Source organism: Ohtaekwangia sp., from assembly GCF_036786105.1.
Taxonomy (GTDB): domain Bacteria; phylum Bacteroidota; class Bacteroidia; order Cytophagales; family Cyclobacteriaceae; genus Ohtaekwangia.
In genome coordinates, this window is the sequence record NZ_DAIQRQ010000004.1 from 168,908 (window position 1) to 190,355 (window position 21,448).

18 protein-coding genes are annotated in these 21,448 nt (G+C 44.5%); 11 read left to right on the forward strand and 7 right to left on the reverse strand.

Annotated elements, in window-relative coordinates:
* Window positions 1–135 precede the first annotated feature (135 nt).
* The 3 genes from dapF to carB all read right to left on the reverse strand — a co-directional run bounded on the left by dapF (window position 136) and on the right by carB (window position 4,166).
* Window positions 136–909, reverse strand: a complete 774-nt coding sequence (dapF, locus tag V7Q33_RS03630; protein ID WP_331983969.1) for a diaminopimelate epimerase — start codon at window positions 907–909, stop codon at window positions 136–138.
* 58 nt (window positions 910–967) lie between these two features.
* Window positions 968–1,156 carry a hypothetical protein gene (locus tag V7Q33_RS03635; RefSeq protein WP_331983967.1) on the reverse strand — a complete coding sequence of 63 codons (189 nt, stop codon included), beginning with the start codon at window positions 1,154–1,156 and terminating at the stop codon, window positions 968–970.
* A gap of 193 nt (window positions 1,157–1,349) precedes the next feature.
* Window positions 1,350–4,166: a carbamoyl-phosphate synthase large subunit gene (carB, locus tag V7Q33_RS03640; RefSeq protein WP_331983965.1), complete on the reverse strand. Its 2,817-nt coding sequence runs from the start codon at window positions 4,164–4,166 to the stop codon at window positions 1,350–1,352.
* Between the two features lie 231 nt (window positions 4,167–4,397).
* On the opposite strand from carB, the gene V7Q33_RS03645 reads away from it, so the two are divergent.
* The 5 genes from V7Q33_RS03645 to V7Q33_RS03665 all read left to right on the forward strand — a co-directional run bounded on the left by V7Q33_RS03645 (window position 4,398) and on the right by V7Q33_RS03665 (window position 10,617).
* Complete coding sequence (locus tag V7Q33_RS03645) at window positions 4,398–6,092, forward strand: GMC family oxidoreductase (protein WP_333818937.1); 1,695 nt, start codon at window positions 4,398–4,400, stop codon at window positions 6,090–6,092.
* Between the two features lie 44 nt (window positions 6,093–6,136).
* Window positions 6,137–7,492 (forward strand): 3-keto-disaccharide hydrolase, encoded by a 1,356-nt coding sequence (locus V7Q33_RS03650; protein ID WP_333818938.1) that lies wholly within the window; start codon window positions 6,137–6,139, stop codon window positions 7,490–7,492.
* A 61-nt stretch (window positions 7,493–7,553) separates the two neighbouring features.
* Window positions 7,554–8,891 carry a Gfo/Idh/MocA family protein gene (locus tag V7Q33_RS03655; protein WP_331983959.1) on the forward strand — a complete coding sequence of 446 codons (1,338 nt, stop codon included), beginning with the start codon at window positions 7,554–7,556 and terminating at the stop codon, window positions 8,889–8,891.
* Window positions 8,892–9,054: 163 nt separating this feature from the next.
* The gene (locus V7Q33_RS03660) at window positions 9,055–10,248 is read left to right on the forward strand and encodes a homogentisate 1,2-dioxygenase (RefSeq protein ID WP_333818940.1); all 1,194 of its coding nucleotides are present in this window, start codon (window positions 9,055–9,057) and stop codon (window positions 10,246–10,248) included.
* 165 nt (window positions 10,249–10,413) lie between these two features.
* Window positions 10,414–10,617, forward strand: coding sequence for a hypothetical protein (locus V7Q33_RS03665; protein ID WP_331983955.1), 204 nt, complete (start codon window positions 10,414–10,416; stop codon window positions 10,615–10,617).
* A 315-nt stretch (window positions 10,618–10,932) separates the two neighbouring features.
* Here the strand turns inward: V7Q33_RS03665 and V7Q33_RS03670 are convergent, their stop codons facing one another.
* Both V7Q33_RS03670 and V7Q33_RS03675 read right to left on the reverse strand, forming a co-directional pair.
* Window positions 10,933–11,961, reverse strand: a complete 1,029-nt coding sequence (locus V7Q33_RS03670; RefSeq protein ID WP_333818941.1) for an RluA family pseudouridine synthase — start codon at window positions 11,959–11,961, stop codon at window positions 10,933–10,935.
* On the reverse strand, window positions 11,954–12,337 hold the full coding sequence (locus V7Q33_RS03675) for a DUF1801 domain-containing protein (RefSeq protein WP_333818942.1): 384 nt from the start codon (window positions 12,335–12,337) through the stop codon (window positions 11,954–11,956). Before V7Q33_RS03675 ends, V7Q33_RS03670 begins: the two co-directional genes overlap by 8 nt.
* Window positions 12,338–12,608: 271 nt before the next feature.
* On the opposite strand from V7Q33_RS03675, the gene V7Q33_RS03680 reads away from it, so the two are divergent.
* Both V7Q33_RS03680 and V7Q33_RS03685 read left to right on the forward strand, forming a co-directional pair.
* A complete protein-coding gene (locus V7Q33_RS03680) occupies window positions 12,609–12,863 on the forward strand; it encodes a DUF3253 domain-containing protein (RefSeq protein WP_331983949.1) in 255 nt (84 codons plus the stop codon).
* Window positions 12,864–12,967: 104 nt separating this feature from the next.
* Window positions 12,968–13,573 carry a FecR family protein gene (locus tag V7Q33_RS03685; protein ID WP_333818943.1) on the forward strand — a complete coding sequence of 202 codons (606 nt, stop codon included), beginning with the start codon at window positions 12,968–12,970 and terminating at the stop codon, window positions 13,571–13,573.
* On the opposite strand, the gene V7Q33_RS03690 is transcribed toward V7Q33_RS03685, so the two are convergent.
* Window positions 13,563–14,963, reverse strand: coding sequence for a sensor histidine kinase (locus V7Q33_RS03690; protein WP_331983945.1), 1,401 nt, complete (start codon window positions 14,961–14,963; stop codon window positions 13,563–13,565). The two genes, V7Q33_RS03685 and V7Q33_RS03690, sit on opposite strands and share 11 nt — an antisense overlap.
* 186 nt (window positions 14,964–15,149) lie before the next feature.
* On the opposite strand from V7Q33_RS03690, the gene rpoN reads away from it, so the two are divergent.
* From rpoN to V7Q33_RS03710, 4 genes are read left to right on the forward strand one after another with little or no spacing between them, the layout of a single operon-like run.
* Window positions 15,150–16,562, forward strand: a complete 1,413-nt coding sequence (gene rpoN / locus V7Q33_RS03695) for an RNA polymerase factor sigma-54 (protein ID WP_333818944.1) — start codon at window positions 15,150–15,152, stop codon at window positions 16,560–16,562.
* Window positions 16,563–16,601: 39 nt separating this feature from the next.
* Window positions 16,602–18,101: a sigma-54-dependent transcriptional regulator gene (locus V7Q33_RS03700; RefSeq protein ID WP_331983941.1), complete on the forward strand. Its 1,500-nt coding sequence runs from the start codon at window positions 16,602–16,604 to the stop codon at window positions 18,099–18,101.
* A complete protein-coding gene (locus V7Q33_RS03705) occupies window positions 18,098–19,666 on the forward strand; it encodes a sensor histidine kinase (protein ID WP_333818945.1) in 1,569 nt (522 codons plus the stop codon). Before V7Q33_RS03700 ends, V7Q33_RS03705 begins: the two co-directional genes overlap by 4 nt.
* A 7-nt stretch (window positions 19,667–19,673) precedes the next feature.
* Window positions 19,674–21,113, forward strand: coding sequence for a hybrid sensor histidine kinase/response regulator (locus V7Q33_RS03710; RefSeq protein WP_333818946.1), 1,440 nt, complete (start codon window positions 19,674–19,676; stop codon window positions 21,111–21,113).
* 47 nt (window positions 21,114–21,160) lie between these two features.
* On the opposite strand, the gene V7Q33_RS03715 is transcribed toward V7Q33_RS03710, so the two are convergent.
* The coding region (locus V7Q33_RS03715) for a pyridoxamine 5'-phosphate oxidase family protein (protein WP_333818947.1) at window positions 21,161–21,448 on the reverse strand (288 nt) is incomplete at its 5' end.

Consider the following 21,448-nt stretch of genomic DNA (forward strand, 5'->3'; position numbering starts at 1 on the left):
GAGCTAATAAATGGTTAAAAAACACCGGAGTATTGAACAGGTCAAAAAGCCTGCAGCAGGACTCAGGGGCGTCAAAGTTAGTAAATTGTTTGTCGTGGGAAATATTTCTCCGGCCACAAGAAAGACGACTATCAACTATAATTCCAAGTCGCCTTCGAAGACCATTTTGGCAGGACCGATGAGGTAAATTTCGGAGAATGTGCCGGACTGGCTGGATTTAAATTCAACCGAGAGTTCTCCCCCCATTACTTTAATGTTAACTGGCGAAGAATATCCTGATAAAGATGCGGCTAACGCAGCTGCCGTAACACCCGTGCCACAAGAAAGCGTCTCATCTTCTACGCCACGTTCATAGGTTCTAACAAAAATGGTGTTGTCAGACAGGCGCTCTACAAAATTCACATTGGTGCCGCCCGGTTTGAATGCATCGCTATACCGGATTTTTCTGCCTTCCTCCACCACCGGGTATTGATGGATATTTTCGACAAAGCGTATGTAGTGCGGGGAGCCGGTATTTAAAAAGTGATCGTTGCCCATTGTTTTAATTTCAGACACATCATTCATTTTTAACCGGATTATGCCCGATGGCAACAAGTCTGCCACATGCGGCCCATCATAAGCCTGAAAGCTGGAGTGGCCGTTTACCAAACCCAGCTGCGATGCAAAATGCACCGCCGCACGACTGCCGTTGCCACAGAGACTTTGGGAGCCATCGCTATTAAAATATTCCAGGTTGAAATTGAGAGAAGGATGTTCCTCGATCAGCATGAGACCATCGGCCCCAACACCAAACTTACGATGACAGATGCGTTCGATCTGCTCGCGGGTAAAAGACAATTTGTTGTCGCGATTGTCGATCACTACAAAGTCGTTGCCGGTTGCCTGGTATTTATAAAAATGGAATTTCATGCAGAAAGAAAATAAAAATCAAAAGATGAAGGGATAACGCGAGCGAATAGCCGGGGGATTATTTTATTTCTTCATAATCAACATACTCGCCACCTTTAACCTTGCCTTTTTTGGTTTGTGTGGCAGCTTTTTCACGCTGCTTGTAGGCCTTCAGTTCCTGCGATGCTGCTCCTGCGCGAAAGAAGAAAGAACCGACTTTGTAAAAGACATATACGATAAGACCAAGTATGATGAGGAATCGTAACATAGCGCGCTTGTTTTAACCCTAAACAGGAATACAAAGGTAGAGGTTCGCGGGGAATTAGCAATTGGGTAAAGTTGATGTAATCATGGCTTTACGCAGCGTTGCAAAATTCAGGAATTTGATTCCGCCTACCCAAAAAATAGGCCCTGAAAAAAATTTTCAGGGCCATGAAGTATCACCAATAAGTCACGTCTGTTTAACGGCTCAGATACAGATTTCGTTCTGAATATATTTTCATAAAGTAGTCGTCCATCAGGTCATCGATGAAATAAATGGCTTCACCGGTTGACTTCATTTCAGGACCGAGCTCCTTGTTTACTTCCGGGAATTTGTGGAAAGAGAACACCGGTTCTTTAATCGCGTATCCTTTGCGGGTAGGATTGAATGTGAAGTCGGTCACCTTCTTCTCGCGCAACATCACCTTGGTAGCATAGTTTACATACGGCTCATCGTATGCTTTGCAGATGAACGGTACCGTTCTGGACGCACGCGGGTTTGCTTCAATGATATATACTTTATCGTTCTTGATCGCGAATTGAATGTTGATCAGACCAACGGTCTTCAGCGCTACGGCGATCTTCTGTGTATAGTGCTCAATTTGTTTGATCACCAGATCGCCCAGGTTATACGGGGGCAGCACAGCATACGAATCGCCTGAGTGTATACCGGCGGGCTCTATATGCTGCATGATGCCGATGATATATACATTTTCACCATCGCAGATTGCATCGGCTTCGGCTTCAATTGCACCATCGAGGAAGTGGTCGAGCAGCACTTTGTTATCCGGCAAGTGTTTCCAGATGTCGAGGATGTGATGCTCAAGCTCCTGCTCGTTGATCACAATCTTCATACTCTGTCCGCCGAGTACATACGAAGGGCGCACCAGCAACGGGAAGCCTATCGTTTTGCAGACTTCAAGCGCTTCATCCGCATTCTTTGCAACACCAAATTCAGGATAGGGTATACCGAGTTCCTTCAGCAGCGTAGAGAATCGGCCCCGGTCTTCGGCCAGATCAAGTGCCTCGAATGATGTCCCGATTATTTTCACACCGTACTTCTCGAGTTTCTCTGCCAGCTTCAACGCGGTTTGTCCACCAAGCTGAACGATTACACCCTCGGGCTTTTCATGCTGAATGATGTCGTATATATGTTCCCAGAATACCGGTTCGAAATATAGTTTATCAGCAATATCAAAGTCTGTAGAAACTGTTTCCGGGTTACAGTTGATCATGATCGTTTCGTAGCCGCACTCCTTGGCAGCGAGTACACCATGCACACAAGAGTAGTCGAACTCTATACCTTGCCCAATGCGGTTAGGGCCTGAACCTAACACCACTACTTTCTTCTTGTTTGAAACCTGCGATTCGTTTTCAGAATCGAATGTTGAATAGTAGTATGGAGTTTTTGCTTCGAACTCAGCAGCACAGGTATCTACCAGCTTGTACACGCGCTTGATGCCGAGATCCATGCGCTTCTTGTGAACTTCACTTTCGTAGCAATCGAGCAGGTGTGCGATCTGGCGATCGGCATATCCTTTTTCTTTCGCGATGCGAATCAGTGATGCCGGTATATTTTCAATGGTATGCTTCTCAATTTCTTTTTCGAGTTCGATCAGTTCTTCGATCTGTTTCAAAAACCAGCGGTCAATCTTCGTCAATTTCTGAACCGTCTTCATCGGTATACCGAGCTTCAGTGCATCGTATATATGGAAGATGCGATTCCAGGATGGATTCTCGAGGCTGTATAAAATTTCATCCTGCTTGGTGAGCGACTTTCCATCGGCACCCAGACCGTTTCTTCTGATCTCGAGCGACTGACAAGCTTTCTGCAAAGCTTCCTGGAAATTTCTTCCGATACCCATCGCTTCTCCTACGGATTTCATTTGCAAACCAAGCCTGCGGTCTGCACCGTGAAATTTATCGAAGTTCCAACGCGGTATTTTTACGATTACATAATCAATAGCAGGTTCAAAGTATGCAGTAGTGGTTCCGGTAATTGCATTCTTCAATTCATCGAGGTTGTAGCCAATGGCCAGTTTGGCAGCAATCTTGGCGATAGGATAACCCGTTGCCTTTGATGCCAGCGCAGAAGAGCGCGACACACGCGGGTTGATCTCGATACCGATAATGTCATCGTCATTATCCGGATTGAGTGAGAACTGCACATTACATCCACCGGCAAACTGACCAATACCATTCATCATTTTGATGGCGAGGTCGCGCATCTTTTGGTATACCGTATCGGGCAGCGTCATGGCAGGAGCCACGGTGATCGAATCTCCGGTATGTATACCCATGGGATCGAAATTTTCGATCGAGCAGATGATGATCACGTTGCCAATGCTATCGCGCAGCAATTCAAGCTCGTATTCTTTCCAGCCCATGATACTTTGCTCCACCAGCACTTCGTGAATAGGCGAAGCATGCAAGCCACGGTTAAGCGCCTCGTCAAAATCTTCCGGATCATTTACAAAAGCTCCACCCGTTCCACCGAGTGTATAGGAAGGACGAATCACCAGCGGGAAGCCAATTTCCTGCGCTATCTCTTTTCCCTGAAGGAATGAAGAGGCTGTTCCGCCTTTACAAACACCCACGCCAAGCTCCAGCATTTTGAGGCGGAATTTCTCGCGGTCTTCCGTGGTTTCAATCGCTTTGATATCAACTCCTATAATGCGAACACCGTAGTGTTGCCAGATACCTGCTTTGTCGCAATCAATGCAAAGGTTCAAAGCAGTTTGTCCACCCATGGTGGGCAGTACCGCATCGATGTGATGTTTCTCCAGAATTTCCCGGATCGACTTCTTTGTGAGCGGCTTCAGGTACACGTGATCGGCCGTGACTTTGTCGGTCATGATCGTAGCCGGATTAGAATTGATCAGCACGACTTCAATTCCTTCTTCACGTAGTGAGCGTGCAGCCTGCGAACCGGAATAATCGAATTCACAAGCCTGACCAATAATAATGGGGCCGCTACCGATGATCAGTACGGAGCGAATACTTCTGTCTCTTGGCATTTTCGTAGTGGAGTGGTATGTACAAAATTGCGCAAAAATATAACATGAGGTCGAATGCTAAAGGAAATGGAAAAATTTAATTCGATTTAAAAATACTTACATCTGATAGGCTATTCGCAGGCAATGCACAGAGGGGCTTATAGCACGTTGTGACCGATCCCGTTACCGTTTGAAAAACTTATTTCTCCTGTAACCAGGATTTTAGAATTTTAGAGTACGAAATTGAAGTACATGAACCTGAACGGAAAAGCCCGTGAGCAAAACACATTCGATGCAATTGTTGTTGGCTCCGGAATTAGTGGAGGCTGGGCAGCCAAAGAACTTTGCGAAAAGGGATTGAAAGTGTTGATGCTGGAACGGGGCACGGAGCTGGTGCATCCTCATTACCCGACAGCAACAAAAGATCCCTGGCAGATTGATCATGGCGGAGTGCTTACGCAACAGGATCGGAAAAATTCATTCATCCAAACACGACATTATTCTTTTCGGGCCGATAATAAGCATTACTACATCAATGACGTAGAAAACCCCTATACCGAAGTGAAACGCTTCGACTGGATTCGGGGAAATATAGTGGGTGGCCGCTCTGTTCTTTGGGGGCGACACTGTTATCGGTGGGGCGATCTTGATTTTGAAGCCAACCTTAAAGATGGCCATGGTGTAGACTGGCCGATACGCTATAAAGATCTCGCTCCATGGTACGATCATGTAGAAACATTTATTGGTGTGAATGGACAGGCAGAAGGAATCTCGCATTTCCCGGATGGGAAATATCAACCTCCGATGGAATTGAACTGCGTGGAGAAACATTTCAAGGAAACTGCCGAAAAAATCTTTCCGGATCGAAGAATTACTCCCGGGCGTGTAGCGAATCTCACGCAGCCAAAAAAAGGGAGAGGTGCCTGTCAAACCAGAGACTTGTGTCATCGCGGGTGTCCGTATGGAGCATACTTTAGCAGTAACTCAAGCACATTACCTGCTGCATTTGCTACGGGCAATCTCACGCTGCGCGCCAACTCGCTTGTAAACAAAGTACTTTACGATGAACAAAAAGGCAAAGCAACCGGAGTAGAAGTTACAGATGCTGTAACGAATGAAGTGACCGAGTACTATGCCCGCATCATTTTTCTGAATGCTTCTACACTGGGCACTACCTTCATTCTGCTAAACTCCATCTCAAACCGGTTCCCGAACGGATTTGGAAATGATAGCGACCAGTTGGGCCGCAACCTGATGGACCATCACAAATTTGCAGGGGCCAACGCCACCATTGAAGGATTTGAAGACCAATACTACATCGGGCGAAAGCCAAACGGTATTTATATACCTCGTTTTCGCAACCTTCACAAAACTGAAATGAATTATATACGAGGTTTTGGCATCATGGGCGGGGCCTCGCGTCAGGGTTGGAAGAGCTATTTGGAGTCTGATAATATTGGAGAGGCATTGAAAGAAGCCGTACAGACCCCTGGGCCATGGAGCATGTGGCTGGGCGCTTTCGGTGAATGCCTTCCTTACCAGGATAACCGCGTAACCTTGAACACTTCACAGAAAGATAAATACGGACGCAACACGCTTTCGATTGATTGCGCGTTTAGAGCCAACGAACTGGCTATGCAACAAGACATGGCTAACTCGGCTGCGGAAATGCTGGAAGCGGTGGGGTATAAAAATGTACGGCCGTATGTAAATACTTCTTTCCCGGGCAATGCAAATCACGAGATGGGTACAGCGCGCATGGGCCGCGATCCGAAAACATCCGTATTGAATGCCTTCAACCAGGTGCACGCAGCAAAAAATGTTTTTGTTACCGATGGTGCATGCATGACTTCCAATGCCAGTGTTAATCCATCGCTCACCTATATGGCACTCACGGCACGGGCGTGCGACCATGCCGTAAAAGAACTTAACCGATTAAATATATAGTTAACGCAATAGCAACTAAACTTTAAACTTTTTTCACACGCATCATGAAAAGAATCGTTACACTCCTATTTGTTTTCGCATCTCTTCTGAGCCATGCACAGAAGGCCGATAAAGGCTGGCGTAAACTTTTTAACGGGAAAGATCTTACAGGCTGGAAGCAGATAAATGGCAAAGCACCTTATACTGTAGAGAACGGAATGATTGTAGGCACTACTATACAGGACTCTCCCAATTCGTTTCTTGTTACCGAAGAAACCTTTGGTGATTTTATATTGGAGCTGGATTTTAAAATGGACGATGGCACCAACTCAGGTGTGCAGTTTCGCAGTGAAAGCAAGCCGGATTATCTTGATGGAAAAGTCTTTGGGTACCAGCTGGATATAGACCCTTCTTCACGCAAGTGGTGTGGCGGTATATATGATGAATCGAGAAGACTGTGGCTATACCCGCTTGAATTAAATACACTCGCTAAAAATGCCTATCGCAACAACGAGTGGAACACCATGCGCATTGAAGCAATCGGCAATTCGCTTCGTACGTGGGTAAATAATATACCCTGCGCCAATGTGGTGGATGATATGACGCTGAAAGGTTTCATTGCATTGCAGGTACACGCAATCGGCAAACCGGAAGAAGCAGGCAAACATGTTTGGTTCAAAAACATTCGCATTAAAACCGAAAACCTCACGCCTTCACCGGATGATGCTATATATGTAGTAAATCTTGTTCCGAATACACTCACCACACAAGAAAAAAAGAATGGTTATGCTTTTCTGTGGGACGGCAAAACAACACAAGGCTGGCGCGGTGCTTATAAAGATAAATTTCCGGAAAAAGGATGGGAGATCAAAGATGGCACGCTCAGCGTAATCAAGTCTGCCGGTGGGGAATCGCAAAACGGTGGTGATATAGTAACGGTACCTGAATTTAGAGCTTTCGATCTTCAATTTGAATTCAGATTAAGTGAAGGTGCCAACAGCGGAGTAAAGTATTTCGTTACTGAAAAAGAGAACAACCAGGGTTCTGCTATAGGACTTGAATTTCAGATTCTGGATGATGAGAAACATCCGGACGCAAAGCTTGGTGCTGTAGGCAACCGTACATTGGGATCACTTTATGATCTGATACCGGCCGACAAAAATCCAAGAGGTATAAAAAAGATTGGCGAATGGAACCAGGGTCGCGTAATTGTATATCCCGATAACCACGTAGAACACTGGCTCAATGGCTATAAAGTAGTGGAATATATCCGCGGAAATAATATCTACAGGGCATTGGTGGCACGCAGCAAATATGCGCAGTGGGATAATTTTGGTATGGCCGAGCAAGGCCACATTCTGCTGCAGGACCATGGCGACTATGTTTCGTTCCGAAGCATCAAGATCAAAGAATTAAAATAATATATACTTCCGGCTCATGCAGGGCACGAGGAAATGACTCAGATCTAAACCATACGTTAATATGAAAACCTCGAGAAGAACATTTATTAAGAAAACGGCAGCCGCATCGCTTGGAGCATTGGCGTTTTCGGCTAAAAGTTATGCTAATATTATAGGGGCGAATGATCGCGTTCGCGTAGGGATTGTCGGCTTTTCCGATCGTTTCCGTCAGTCGCTCTTCCCCGCCTTTCAAAATCACTGCCAGGAATTGAATTTCGATATTATAGCCGTATCGGATCTGTGGAAAAAAAGAAGAGAAGAAGGACAAGCCTTTCTCAAAGAAAAAATGGGTCACGACATACAGGCTTGTATTAACAATGACGAGCTCTACAAGATTAAAGACCTGGATGCTGTAATCATCAGCACGGCCGACTTTCAACATGCGTTGCATACTATTGAAGCCGTAAGGGCAGGCTGCGATACTTATACCGAAAAACCTTTTGCCGAAACAATGGAAGATAACCGTGCGGCATTAAAGGCGGTAAAAGAGTCGAAACAGATTGTACAGATCGGATCTCAGCGCCGAAGCGGTGCTAACTATCATGCAGCTGCAGAATATATACAGAGCGGTAAATTTGGTCCGATTGTAATGGTAGAGCTTAGCTGGAATGTGAACCAGCCCGGCCGTTGGAGAAGACCTGCCCTGGTAGCCGAACTGCGCGAGCAGGATACAGACTGGAAGCGCTTCCTGATGAACCGCCCGTTCGAGAATTTCGATCCGCGTAAATACCTGGAGTATCGTTTATTCTGGCCATACTCTTCCGGTATGCCGGGTCAGTGGATGAGTCACCAGATCGATACAGTGCATTGGTTCAGCGGTCTTAAACATCCACGCAGTGTGGTAGCCAACGGTGGTGTATATTTCTGGAAAGACGGCCGTAAGAATTGGGACACCACTACAGCCGTATTTGATTACGGTGATGACAAGCAAGGATTCCAGGTACAGTTTACATCGCGCATGATGAACGGTGATGAAAGTCCTGCTGAGATATATTATTCCAACGGAGGCGAGTTGAATCTAAACACCAATAAACTTTCACCCAAGGGCGGGCTTCGTGAAAACCACGCCAAGGCCATGAACATGCAGGCCAATCTTTTGCCTGAACTTGATATCGCCCAGAATGCAGAGAAGGTAGTAGCATCTGCCAACACCGGTGGTGATGCGCTCACATCCGCGCACATGCGCAACTGGATGGAATGTGTGCGCAGTCGCCAGCAGCCGAATGCACCGGTGGAAGCAGGTTATATGCACTCTATTGCTACCATCATGACCAATGCTGCCGTACATACCGGAGCAAAAGTTACCTTCGATGAGAAGACGCAGGAAGTAATGGCCAACGGCAAAGTATTCAAATACTGATCGCACCGAGATATACTCCCAAATAAGTAATAGCTCCTCTGTTCGCCTGGTGCGTGCAGAGGAGTTTTTTATTTTGCAAAAGTTGATTTTACCAAAGAGGCTTTGGAACACGATATTGGCTCCAGTCGATTGCGTAATTTTATCGTAAATCAATTTCACTGGTATGTACTATTATCGACTCGGCAATATTCCACCCAAGCGCCATACACAGTTTCGTCAACCTGATGGAAGTCTGTATAAGGAAGAACTCGTGAGCTCAGAAGGCTTCTCTGGTATATATTCTACCCTGTATCACATCTACCCGCCTACACGCATTAAACAGTTGAAAGACCCTGTGCCGTATGGGCCCAAAAAGATTGATGATTATGCGCTGCGCCATACACACCTTAACACTTCCAACGTGGGTACTACCGGCGATGACTACCTCGATGCGCGTAAAACACTGTTCATGAACAACGACTGTAAAATTTCCATCTGTTCTCCGCGCAAGCGCAGCATGGATTACTTTTATAAAAATGCCGAAGGCGATGAAGTACTGTTTGTACACGATGGCAAGGGTACGCTCATTTCTCCTTTTGGTAAGCTCGAAATTCACCAGGGCGACTACGTAGTTATACCACGCACGGTTATATACCGACTTGAGTTTGAAGAAGGGCCACTGCGATTGTTGATCATTGAATCGGCTTCTCCGGTAGAAACAGTAAAGCGTTACCGAAATCAGCTCGGCCAATTGCTCGAACATTCACCCTACTGCGAGCGCGACATCCGTCCTCCGCACGAACTTGTTACCGATGCAACACGCGGTGAATTTTTGATGAAAATAAAAAAGCAGGGGTATCTGCATCAGTATATATACGATTACAGCCCGCTTGATCTTGTCGGATGGGATGGGTTTCTGTGGCCCTACGCTTTTTCTATTCACGACTTCGAGCCTATCACAGGTCGCATTCATCAGCCACCTCCGGTGCATCAAACGTTTCAGGGACATAATTTTGTGATATGCTCGTTTGTGCCGCGTCTGTTTGATTATCACCCACAGGCTATACCTGCACCCTATAACCACAGCAACATCGATTCTGACGAAGTTCTATACTATGCAGAAGGCAATTTTATGAGCCGCCGGGGCATTGAACGCGGGTCGTTCACCCTTCATCCCGGAGGGTTGCCACACGGCCCGCATCCAGGCACCGTAGAGAAAAGTATAGGAGCGAAAGAAACGCATGAACTGGCCGTAATGGTTGATACATTCCACCCGCTATACCTGACCGAAGATTCGCTGGAATTTGTTGATCACAATTACCCCATGAGTTGGACAGACAACAATACCGGGGGATATCATGAAGTAAATACTCCCTAATTTTTCAGGTTGATAGACTAGGATAAGTATTTAACTATATATGATTTTTAACTTTTTCCGCCTAAATATTACCACCGTGTTGTATTACTGTTAATAGACCATATAGCAATTGAACATCCTGTTCATGATTTACGTTATTTGTATAGTCAACAACCACATACATGTATGACAACCGCAAGTAAAAAAAATCAGATCATGGAGTCGCTTGCTTCTCTTGATCAGGTACAAACCGAGAAAGTACTGGAGTATATACAAGGCCTCCGCTACACCACACTCGATGAAGCCAGTTACCAGAAATTTAAACGCGAAGCGCTGAAGGAGATTAGTCAGGCGCTGGGTAATAACCGCAAGCTAAGACCGGCTTTTTAAAGGCCGCTTTAAGCTAAAGAACTATAGCGATATTCTAAACTGACAAGGTTAGACATGTTGCTTCTTTCCTGTTGATGTGTCTACACATCGAACAGTGTCTTTTACTTTCTGGAGTGACCGTTGGCCGTTATACGTTCTCGGAAAATCAAATCCAGCTACACAAAGTGCACGAAGAAGGCACAAAGTTACACAAAGATATAGTAGTACATCTTCCGCACCTTCCTTGTAAATTGAACAAGGAACATCGGCTAACGGACTTTGAAGTTAACAACATCTCACTCTCACACTTCCTGCAGCTAGTGGCCAGCAGCCATCTCAATTATACTTCACATAGTTCTCCCACTTATCCAATACATCCATAAAATCCTGAGGCAGGGCTGAATCAAATTGGAGGAATTGTTTGGTTACCGGGTGAATGAAACCCAGTGTTTTGGCATGCAGCGCCTGCCGAGGAATAGCCTCGAAGCAGTTCTCCACAAATTGCTTGTATTTTGAAAAGGTAGTGCCTTTCAATATCTGATCGCCACCATAAGTAGCATCATTAAACAGCGGGTGGCCTATATATTTCATGTGCGCCCGTATCTGGTGTGTTCGCCCGGTTTCAAGTTTGCATTCTATCAGTGACACATAACGAAAGTCGCGCAGCATTTTATAGTGCGTTATCGCATGCCGGCCCATATCGCCGTTGGGAAATGCAACGGTTACGCGCCTGTCTTTTAAACTGCGACCTACGTTTACATGGATCGTTCCGGCAGCCGGCTCGGGCACGCCCCACACCAGGGCATTGTAAGTACGCTCAATGCTATGATCAAAAAATTGTTTCGCCAGTCCGCTCAGGCTTATTTCATCCTTCGCGATAACCAATAAGCCGGAAGTATCTTTATCTATACGATGTACCAGTCCTGGCCTGCCTTCATTGCCTTGCATTTGCGGCAGGTTTTGAAAGTGGTAGGCCAGTGCATTTACTACTGTTCCATTCCAGTTTTGATAAGCAGGATGCACTACCATGCCGGCAGGCTTGTTGATTACCAGCAAGTGCTCATCTTCGAAAACTATATTGAGTGGTATATTTTCAGGAACGATATCAGTATCGCGGGGAGGCTCTGGTAAAGAGACCGTTATAACATCATTCGGATGTATTTTGTAATTCGGCTTTATTGCCTTGTCATTCACTCTTACGAACCCATCATGTATACCCGTCTGAATTTTGGTGCGGGTTACATTAGGCAGGCGATCCATCAAAAATTTATCGATACGAAGCAGGCTTTGCTTGGGGTCCGCTACGATGCGATGGTGTTCAAACAATTCATCATCGTCATCGGGGAGTGTGTCTGCGTCACGCATGGGCGCTCTTCTTTTTTTTCTGTCTAAAATGGTATTCGTTCAGGATGGCTGCTTCATTCAGAATATGTCGCAAGGTCTCTTCATTCTCTTCAAGCTCAGCTACGCTATGAAACGTAACTGACCGCACATGCTTACGGCCTTTTGCTTCGAGAAGCTTTTGGTCATCGGAGATTTCATTGCCTCGCGAAAAACAAATATCAATACCTTCAGCGGCAGCGCTGAAATAACATAGTGGTCCATGTAAATAGAAGTAAGGGACTTTATTACTGATTTTCTCCTGCATGTGGGCGCCCAGGTCTCGCACCCAGGCACGCAAGATCGTCATAATCTCACGGTGTGGTTCTCTGGCCTCGGCAATAAAATGCGATACAGTCATGCTTACAAAAATACGCTGGTTTTTACTCACATGCTGCAAAGCACATCAGGAATTGTCTTTATACCTGATATTACAAGGCCAAACACTTTTACTTAGAGATCAGAAAATATTCCACGATTATGCTGGTGGAGAAGTGACCAACCTGGTTTTTTTGTATCTTAATAAAAAGGTCAAAAAGGTAGAGAGCATAATCAATACCTTTAAAACATACAACTGAAAGAACCAAGACCCATTGTTCAGTGTTGTCTCACTATGCACATTGCATTTGCTTATGGTTTTTGCTGACGACATCCGGAAAGTAATCTTGAAACTGGCTGAAGAGCGGGGGACCGAAAAAACGTTTGATCCCTCAGATGTAGCGCGCGCTATTGATCAACAGAACTGGAGTCTGCTTATAGATCAGGTTGAACTCGTAGCCAATACATTAATCCGCGAAGGAAAAATTATTGCATTGCAATCAGGACGTGTTATCGATATCAAGAATTACAAAGGCCCTGTTCAGTTCAGAAAGAATGTACATGCCTAGTGTACCTCATCCCTCTGGATTGCTTTAATAATCTCTTTACGATTTAATAACACGCTTGTCTTTGTGCTCTTACACCAAAGTGGAAATTTTACTCCCTTAAAGCTGTGGGGCAGAAGCGAAACGATAATGATCAATCCGTAATAATCAACAGGACATCGTCCTCCGCTTCGGCACACGCACGCGATGAGTCACAACGCAGCAGAAATTCCTATCAACTAAAAAAGATCACTAACTCCATCGCGTTCTTCCTCTGTGCAGGCATTGCTATCTTTTTTCTGGGGAAGTATACCGAATACAAATCTTATTCGATTACCTATAAGGAACATCATACTGCTCGTGGCGAGCAATCTGTTGTTACACTTTCCGATGGTTCGCGTGTGGAACTTCACAATGAAGCAACCCTTCGTTATCCGGAAATCTTCAAAGGATTCAAGCGGGAAGTATACCTGTCGGGTGAAGCATTTTTTCAAGTACACAAAGATTCGCTTCGTCCTTTCATCATCCATAGCCAGGAGTTTTGTACGCTTGTTACAGGTAGCGCACTTGGTGTAAAAGCAACGCCCGATAACACTACGGTGACCGTAGCAGAAGGCACCGTGCAAGTAATGGCGGGAGACGATATGCAAATTGTGTTGCCTGATGAAAAGATCAGTTATTCGCACACAACAAAAAAGATGGCGAAAGCGAAAGCCGATCAAACTAGTTTGTAGTCAACGGAAAATATAGTGCAAACTCAGCACCTTCCATCACCTTACCATGCGCTGTTATAAAACCAGAGTGATTTGTCATAATCCGCTTCACAATGGTAAGCCCTATACCTTTCCCTTCGTATTCCGATTCCTGCGAATGCAGTCGTTGAAAAAGATTAAACATTTTGTCTGCAAATTCATTATCGAATCCTATACCATTGTCGCGCACGATAATCTTTGTATAGCGCACGCTGTCATATTTTACACGAAATTTTTCTTCGAGCTCTGCCGGTAAAGCCTCCTGTGCTATAATAAAAATAACGGGAGCCACCTGCTCGCGCGAAAACTTAAGTGCATTGTCGAGCAGTGCATAAAAAAGCAATTGCAGTTGTGCACGATTCCCTTGTATAACTGGCAGCTTTAAATCCATGGAAAGCCTGGCATCTTTGGCTATAAACTCCTGGTGGAGTTGCTGTTGTACATCTTCCAGCACTTCCTTTAACGGCACTTGTTCGGCAGGTTCTTTCAAGCCAGCCAACTTGGTAAAGTTCATTAAATCTTCCACAAGACCCTGCATGCGCTTGGCGGCATGTTGCAACCGGTCTACCACACGTATAGCATCCGCAGACATTTCGCGGGTATATTTTACACTAAGCATATCGCTAAACGTAAGAATCTTTCGTAGGGGTTCCTGCAAATCGTGCGAGGCTGCAAAGGTAATCTGCTCCAATTCAGAATTGGTTTGGTTGAGCTCCGTTACTTTTTGTTCGAGGTCGCGCTGATAGCGGAAGCGTCTCGACAACTCACGGATAATCAATAAAAATGTAGCAATGAAAATGACGAATGAAAATGCAAATACGATTACTGAGTAATTGGAAGAAGATGCTTCATACGTACTCATGGTTCTGCGGCGAAGCATGAGCAGCCGTTGTTCTTCGCGCTCCATGGCGTGCAGTATGGCAAGGCAATTCTCCATCACTTTTCTGCCATCTTCCAGTCGTTTTATGAAGATGCTTTTATCGGCTTTATAGAGTATAAACCCATCGTCCAGTATATCAAGTCTTCGTGCCAGCACATAGTTAAGTTCGCCAAGATTTTTTTGTTGTGTGGGGTTATCCTGTGTAAGCTGAAGCAGCCTTTTGAACGATGCTGTTATGGTTACCGTCATTTCGCGATAGTGCGCTATAAATGCACTGTCTTCCGTTAGCAAAAAGCCACGTTGACTGCTCTCGACTTCTTTAAACGTACTTTCCAGATTTTTTATCTCACGCAGTACTTCATGGGTGTGTTCAACCCAGGTGATGGCATAATTATACCGCACCATGCGTGTATAGTAATTGAAAGCAATACCCAATAAAATGATCAATGAAATAACAAAGGCTGCATACGTGATTGCCACATACTTTCTCATACGATAGACTTATTTCTACAGCGTGTGCAAATATTTCCACAATATTCCACTATAGACATTAGTTTGTGGGTTTTTATTTTACATATAAATATCTGATATTCAGAACATTGAAATTTAATAACCACGTATCTCAAATTTGGTTTTAGGGTTGCATAAGAAATAATATTTAAACCAAAACCATTAGCTATGTTACGTCAGAATCTAACGCAAAAGCAGCAACTGAAGATAAATCCGCAGCAACTCCAGATGCTTGAACTTTTTCACCTGACAAGCCTTCAGCTCGAGCAACGAATAAAGAATGAATTAGAGGAAAATCCAATTATAGAAGAGAAGGAAAATTCTGAAGAGACCGAAGCAATAACAGCGAAAGAGGAGGTTCAGGATTTTCAGGACTGGGACGAATATGGCTACGATGATATACCAGACTATAAAACTGAAAACAAACAATATTACCAGCAGGAAGACATGCCCGACAAACCTATTGTGGCATCACGCGATTTCAAGATCGACCTGGCAGAACAATTATCTGCCGTAAAGCTTTCTGAAACTCACGATTCCTTCGCGCAATTCATTATCGGTAATCTCAACGAAAAAGGCTTTCTCGAAACACCACTTGAAACACTGGCAGAAGACTTCTCTCTCAAAACCATGCAATGGATAGAAGGAGAAGAGGCTGAAAAAATATTGCATGTTATACAGCAATGTGAACCCGCCGGTGTAGGTGCGCGCGATATTCGCGAGTGTATGATGTTGCAATTGAAAAGGATGAATACAAAATGTCCGGATGTAAAAGCTGCACTTACCATTCTGGAGCGCTTCTACGATGATCTGAAAGCACGAAATTTTGAAAAGATAGAACATGCCTTGCAGATCGATGAAGAAGAATTGAGAATGGTGCTGGAGATGATGGGCACATTAAACCTGAATCCGGTAGGAAGCGCCGAAGAGAAAAGCACTGCCGATACCATTATACCTGATTTTATTATAACCCATCGTGATGATGGTATGGAAGTGCGGTTGGCCAATCAACGTTCTGCCAACCTGGTAATCAGCAACCGCATGAAGGCTATGGTAAAAGAAGCTGAGAAGGGAAAAGATACGCGCACCTTCCAATACCTGAAGAGCAAATTGAATTCTGCCGAGTGGTTTGTAAATGCTATACGTCAGCGGGAGACTACCATGCTGAACGTAATCAACGCAATTGTTCAATACCAGTTCGATTATTTTCAGGATGGCGACAAATCTATGTTGCGACCTATGATTTTGAAAAATATAGCGGAGCTGGCCGGCGTGGATATCTCCACCGTATCGCGTATTACCTGCAACAAATACGTGCAGACTCCCTTTGGAACGATTTTATTAAAGAGTTTATTTAGTGAAGGCATTGAAAACAAGAATGGCGCTGTAATCAGCAACAAAGTGATTCAGAAAGAGATAGAAGAGGTAATAAAGTGCGAAGATAAAAAATCGCCTTATTCTGATCAGCAATTGGCCTCTCTCCTGGCCACACGTGGTTTTAATATCGCTCGAAGAACCGTTACCAAATACCGCGAGCACCTTCAAATACCCGTTGCGCAGATGAGGGCTTTCTGGGCTTAATTTTTTTAAGTAATTATATACGAGATATTTGACAGCAATATGGCCGAAAAAATTCTAATTATTGATGACGATAAGGACATGTGCCTTGTATTGAAGCGCTTTCTTACTAAACATGGCTTTGAAGCAATAGAAGCGAACAGCGGCAAAAAAGCATTGGAGATACTGGAAGGCACAAACCCCGATTTAATTCTCTGCGATTTCAAACTGGAAGACATGGATGGCACCACCATTCTGAAGAATATAAAAGAAAAGCTTCCGGCAGTTCCGGTGATCATCATTACCGGCTATAGCAATATAAAAACAGCTGTAGAAGTGATGCGGCTTGGCGCTATCGACTATGTAACCAAACCACTGCTGCCGGATGAAATACTGGTTACTATCAAACGCGCGCTTAACGAACCTCAACCGGTAATAACACAACCATCAGCACCTTCGACTGACAGTGCAAACGAAAAAGCTGCCACCTCGAAAAAGAATGAAGTGGGGCAAACCTATATTTTCGGCAACAGTCCTGACTTCAAAAATATACTCAACCAGATTGATCTTGTTGGCCCTACCAACTACAGCGTAATTATATACGGTGAAAGTGGTAGCGGTAAAGAAGCCATAGCACAGGAAATTCACAAGCGCAGCAAGCGTGCCGATAAACCTTTTATTGCTATAGATTGTGGTGCACTATCAAAAGAGCTTGCAGGCAGTGAGTTGTTCGGCCACGAGAAGGGTTCTTTTACCGGTGCTGTAGGACAGAAAATCGGAAGTTTTGAATTGGCTAATGGAGGCACAATCCTCCTCGATGAAATTGCTAACCTTCCATACGATGTGCAGGTGTCGTTACTTCGTGTAACGCAAGAGCGAAAGATGAGACGCGTAGGTGGCACAAAAGATATAGATCTGGACGTACGCATTATCGTTGCCAGCAACGAAAAACTCTGGGACGCTGCACGCAATGGTAAATTCCGTGAAGACCTGTACCATCGCTTCAATGAATTTCAAATCAACGTGCCTCCATTACGGGAACGCAAGAACGATGTAATGATCTTTGCCCGCCATTTCCTCAGCATTACCAACCAGGAGCTCAACAAGAATGTTAAAGGCTTTACACCGGAAGTAGAAACTATATTTCAAAACTATGTATGGCACGGTAACCTGCGCGAGTTGAAGAATGTTATCAAACGGGCTACGTTGCTTACCGATGGCGAGCTGATCGATGTAAAAAGTATTCCGTTTGAAGTTTCCAATTATACCAAGCTGCAGTTTGATGCCGGTTCAGAACAATCAACACCATCGATGCCATCCTATGGTATGGATTCTTCCGGGTTGCCTGCAGCTCCTTCATATACTCGCCCAGTAATAAAAGAAACGGGGTTAAAGGGAGCAGGTATAGATGCTGAATATGAGATTATACTGGAAGCTTTAAAACGTGTTAATTTTAACAAGAGCAAGGCTGCCAAACTTTTAAAAATAGATCGTAAAACGCTGTATAATAAAATCAAGCAATACAAGGAGCTTAACAACATCGAGTTCCAGCAGGAGGTATGAGCGAGTATATCGATTACCTGGAGATGTTGTTCGACTCGGGTGAAAACCGGGATATCTTTGACAAAAAAATAGCCGAGCTTTTTCCTGCCATCATCTATGTATTTGATGTTGAGCAGAAGCGCTTAAAGTTCATTAATAAAAAGGTATCCGATTTTCTGGGATTCACTTACGAAGATATACGCGAGGGTAATCTGGATACACTGATTTTTAAAGACGATCAGCAACTCGTTCAGCAAGAGCTCGAAAAATTCTATACACTTCAAAACAATGATTCCTACGCATACAATTGTCGCTTAAATCACAAGCAGGGACATTGGCGCCATTTCCGTACACTGGGTTCTGTGTTGCGCAGAAAAGAAGATGGCCATGCTGCTTCTATACTCTTTATTGCCCAGGATATAACTGATCAGCTAAAAAGCGAAGAAGAAATTAAAGCTGTACAGGAGCTCTTTGACGAAACGGAAGAGCTACTCCAGCTTGGAAGCTGGAGTTATGATATAGTAAAGAAAACCATTCATTGGACCAACGGCCTTTACAAACTGTTTGAATATACCCGCGCAGAGCTGCCGGTAATAACACGGGAATTTTACTATGAGTTGATATCACCTGACGATCGCGCAGGGCTGGAAGCTGCCATTAAGAATGCTTATGAGAGTCGCTCCGGTTTTGAGTACGAATATGAAGTAATCACAAAGAATAAAAACCACAAGATTGTTTCTACTAAAGCAAAAGTAGTAACCGATACGGGCGGCACGCCTTCAAAACTTGTAGGCATGACCCGCGATGTTACACCTTTCAGAAATTTTGAACGCGACCGCGAGCGGAGTATACGTGAACTGAATCGTTCGAATCGCGAACTGGAAGAATTTGCATACGTAGCTTCACACGATTTGCAGGAACCCCTTCGAAAAATATCAACCTTTGGTGAGCGGCTTCAAGCCAAGTTCTCAGAAACACTGGGCAAAGAAGGTGTGCTATACCTGGAGCGCATACTGGCCTCAACTGAAAACATGCGTATTCTCATTGATAACTTGTTGGAGTTTTCGCGTACCACGCGCAGCTCGCGTGCATTTGAAAAAGTAGATCTCAATACTGTGATTGCCACAGTAAAAATGGATCTCGAACTAAAGATTGAAGAGAATAACGCACAGATCATCATTACATCGCTACCTAAAATTGAAGCCGTGCCTTCCGAGATGAAGCAGCTATTCAACAACCTGCTTTCAAATTCTATCAAATTCAAAAAACCTGCTGTTGATCCGGTCATTGAAATCGGCACAGAGAAGATCGGCAAGCAGGAAAAAGAAAAACATCATTTACCCGCTGACAAAGAATTTTTCAAGATATATATCAAAGACAACGGGATAGGCTTTGAAGAAGAATATGCGGAACGGATTTTTCAGATATTTCAGCGGCTGCACGGAAAAGCAGAATATCCGGGCTCTGGTATAGGATTGGCTATCTGTAAAAAAATTGCTGATAATCATGGAGGTGTTATGTATGCAGAGGGTAAATTAGGAGCGGGCGCAACATTTATACTTATACTTCCGGAAAAACAAAGCTGAAGATCGTATGTCGCAAAATTCGCAGGCTATTCGTATCGTGATCGTTGATGACGATGAAGACGATTTCATCATCACCAGCGACTATATAAAAGGCATTGAAGACAATGACTATGCGATTGAATGGTGTTCAACCTATGCACAGGCTGTTGAAGCAATTCGAACTTCTGCTTACGACCTATATCTGGTGGATTATCGCCTTGGTGCCAAAACCGGGCTCGACCTGCTAAAAGAAGCGATGCGCATGCACTGCGAGCAACCTATCATTTTACTTACGGGCAAAGGCAATAAAGCTGTTGATCAGGAGGCGATGCAAATCGGTGCAATGGATTACCTGATCAAATCAGAGCTCAACACCGAGAAGCTGGAACGAAGTATACGGTATTCGCTGGAACGCTCAGCTTCGCTCAAAGCGCTGCGTGCCAACGAACGAAAATACAGAAGCATTTTTGAGCGATCGAAAGATGCCGTATTTATTACCGATGAAGCGCTGCGTTTCAAAAATGTGAACAGTGCTACTGCCGAACTCTTAGGCTATACGCCTGACGAACTTATTCTGCTCTCACTATACGAGCTCATTACCGAAGGCAAAGATGCCGTATTTCAAAGTCTATCGCAATCGGGAGAAGTAGACGATGCCGAAATTATACTCATTAACAAACAAGGCGAAAAAAAGTACTGTATACTTTCGGCTACACAAGAAACAGACGATACCGGTACTGTCTATGTTCAAGGCATTATACACGACATTACGAACCTGAAGCGGGCAGAGAAAGCTGCACTCCAGGCAGAAAAACTGGCGGCTACGGGCAGACTGGTGCGTACGCTGGCGCATGAGGTACGCAATCCGTTAAATAATATACAGATGTCGGTAGAGCAGCTTATTCCTGTTAATCAATCAGCAGATGATGCGTTGTTCCTGGAAATCATTCAACGCAACAGCAAGCGTATCAACGACCTTATTACTGAACTGCTAAACTCTGCGCGGCCATCGGAAATGATGTTCAAGAAAACGATTCTGCAAACCGCCCTGGACGACAGCATTAGTGCAGCGCTCGATCGTATTACCCTGCAGCATATCAACATGCATGTTCGGTATCCTGAATATCCGTGCTATATACAAGCTGACTCAGAAAAACTGAAAGTGGCCTTTCTGAATATTATTATCAACGCAGTAGAGGCCATGAAAGATATTCAGGGGGAATTGCAGATCGCTGTAAAACCCGGCACAGCACTATATACCGTTGAGATCTCAGATAACGGCTGTGGTATATCAGCTGAAAATATATCAAAGCTCTTTGAGCCTTACTTTACTTCCAAGCGCAATGGCATGGGCCTCGGCCTGGCAGCAACGCTTAATATACTGCAGGCCCACAAGGCACACATCGATGTAAAATCAAAAGAAAACTTTGGAACAACATTTCTGATATCCTTCCCGGCAGTTACCTGATTCAGCAGGGCATTTTCTGCAGTATCGTTTCCTGCAGTATATTTATATTACTTGCCAATCTTGAGTTTACCGGCCTCACCTTCCCCGTATTTCTCTTGCGTAGCAACCGCCTTGATGATGTGGAAGAACGTTACCATTATGTTGGAAGAACTGTTCCAATAATAAGCTTCCTGTGGGCTTACCTTCAGCAGGCAAAGTTTAGGATCTTCTATACCATCCGGAAACCAGGCCTTAAGAAACGGCTTCCACAATTCCTTTAATTTATTCTTATCGATTACTACAGTACTCAAGCCGTTCACATGCACATATATATTTTTACCAGGATGCGCATAAAT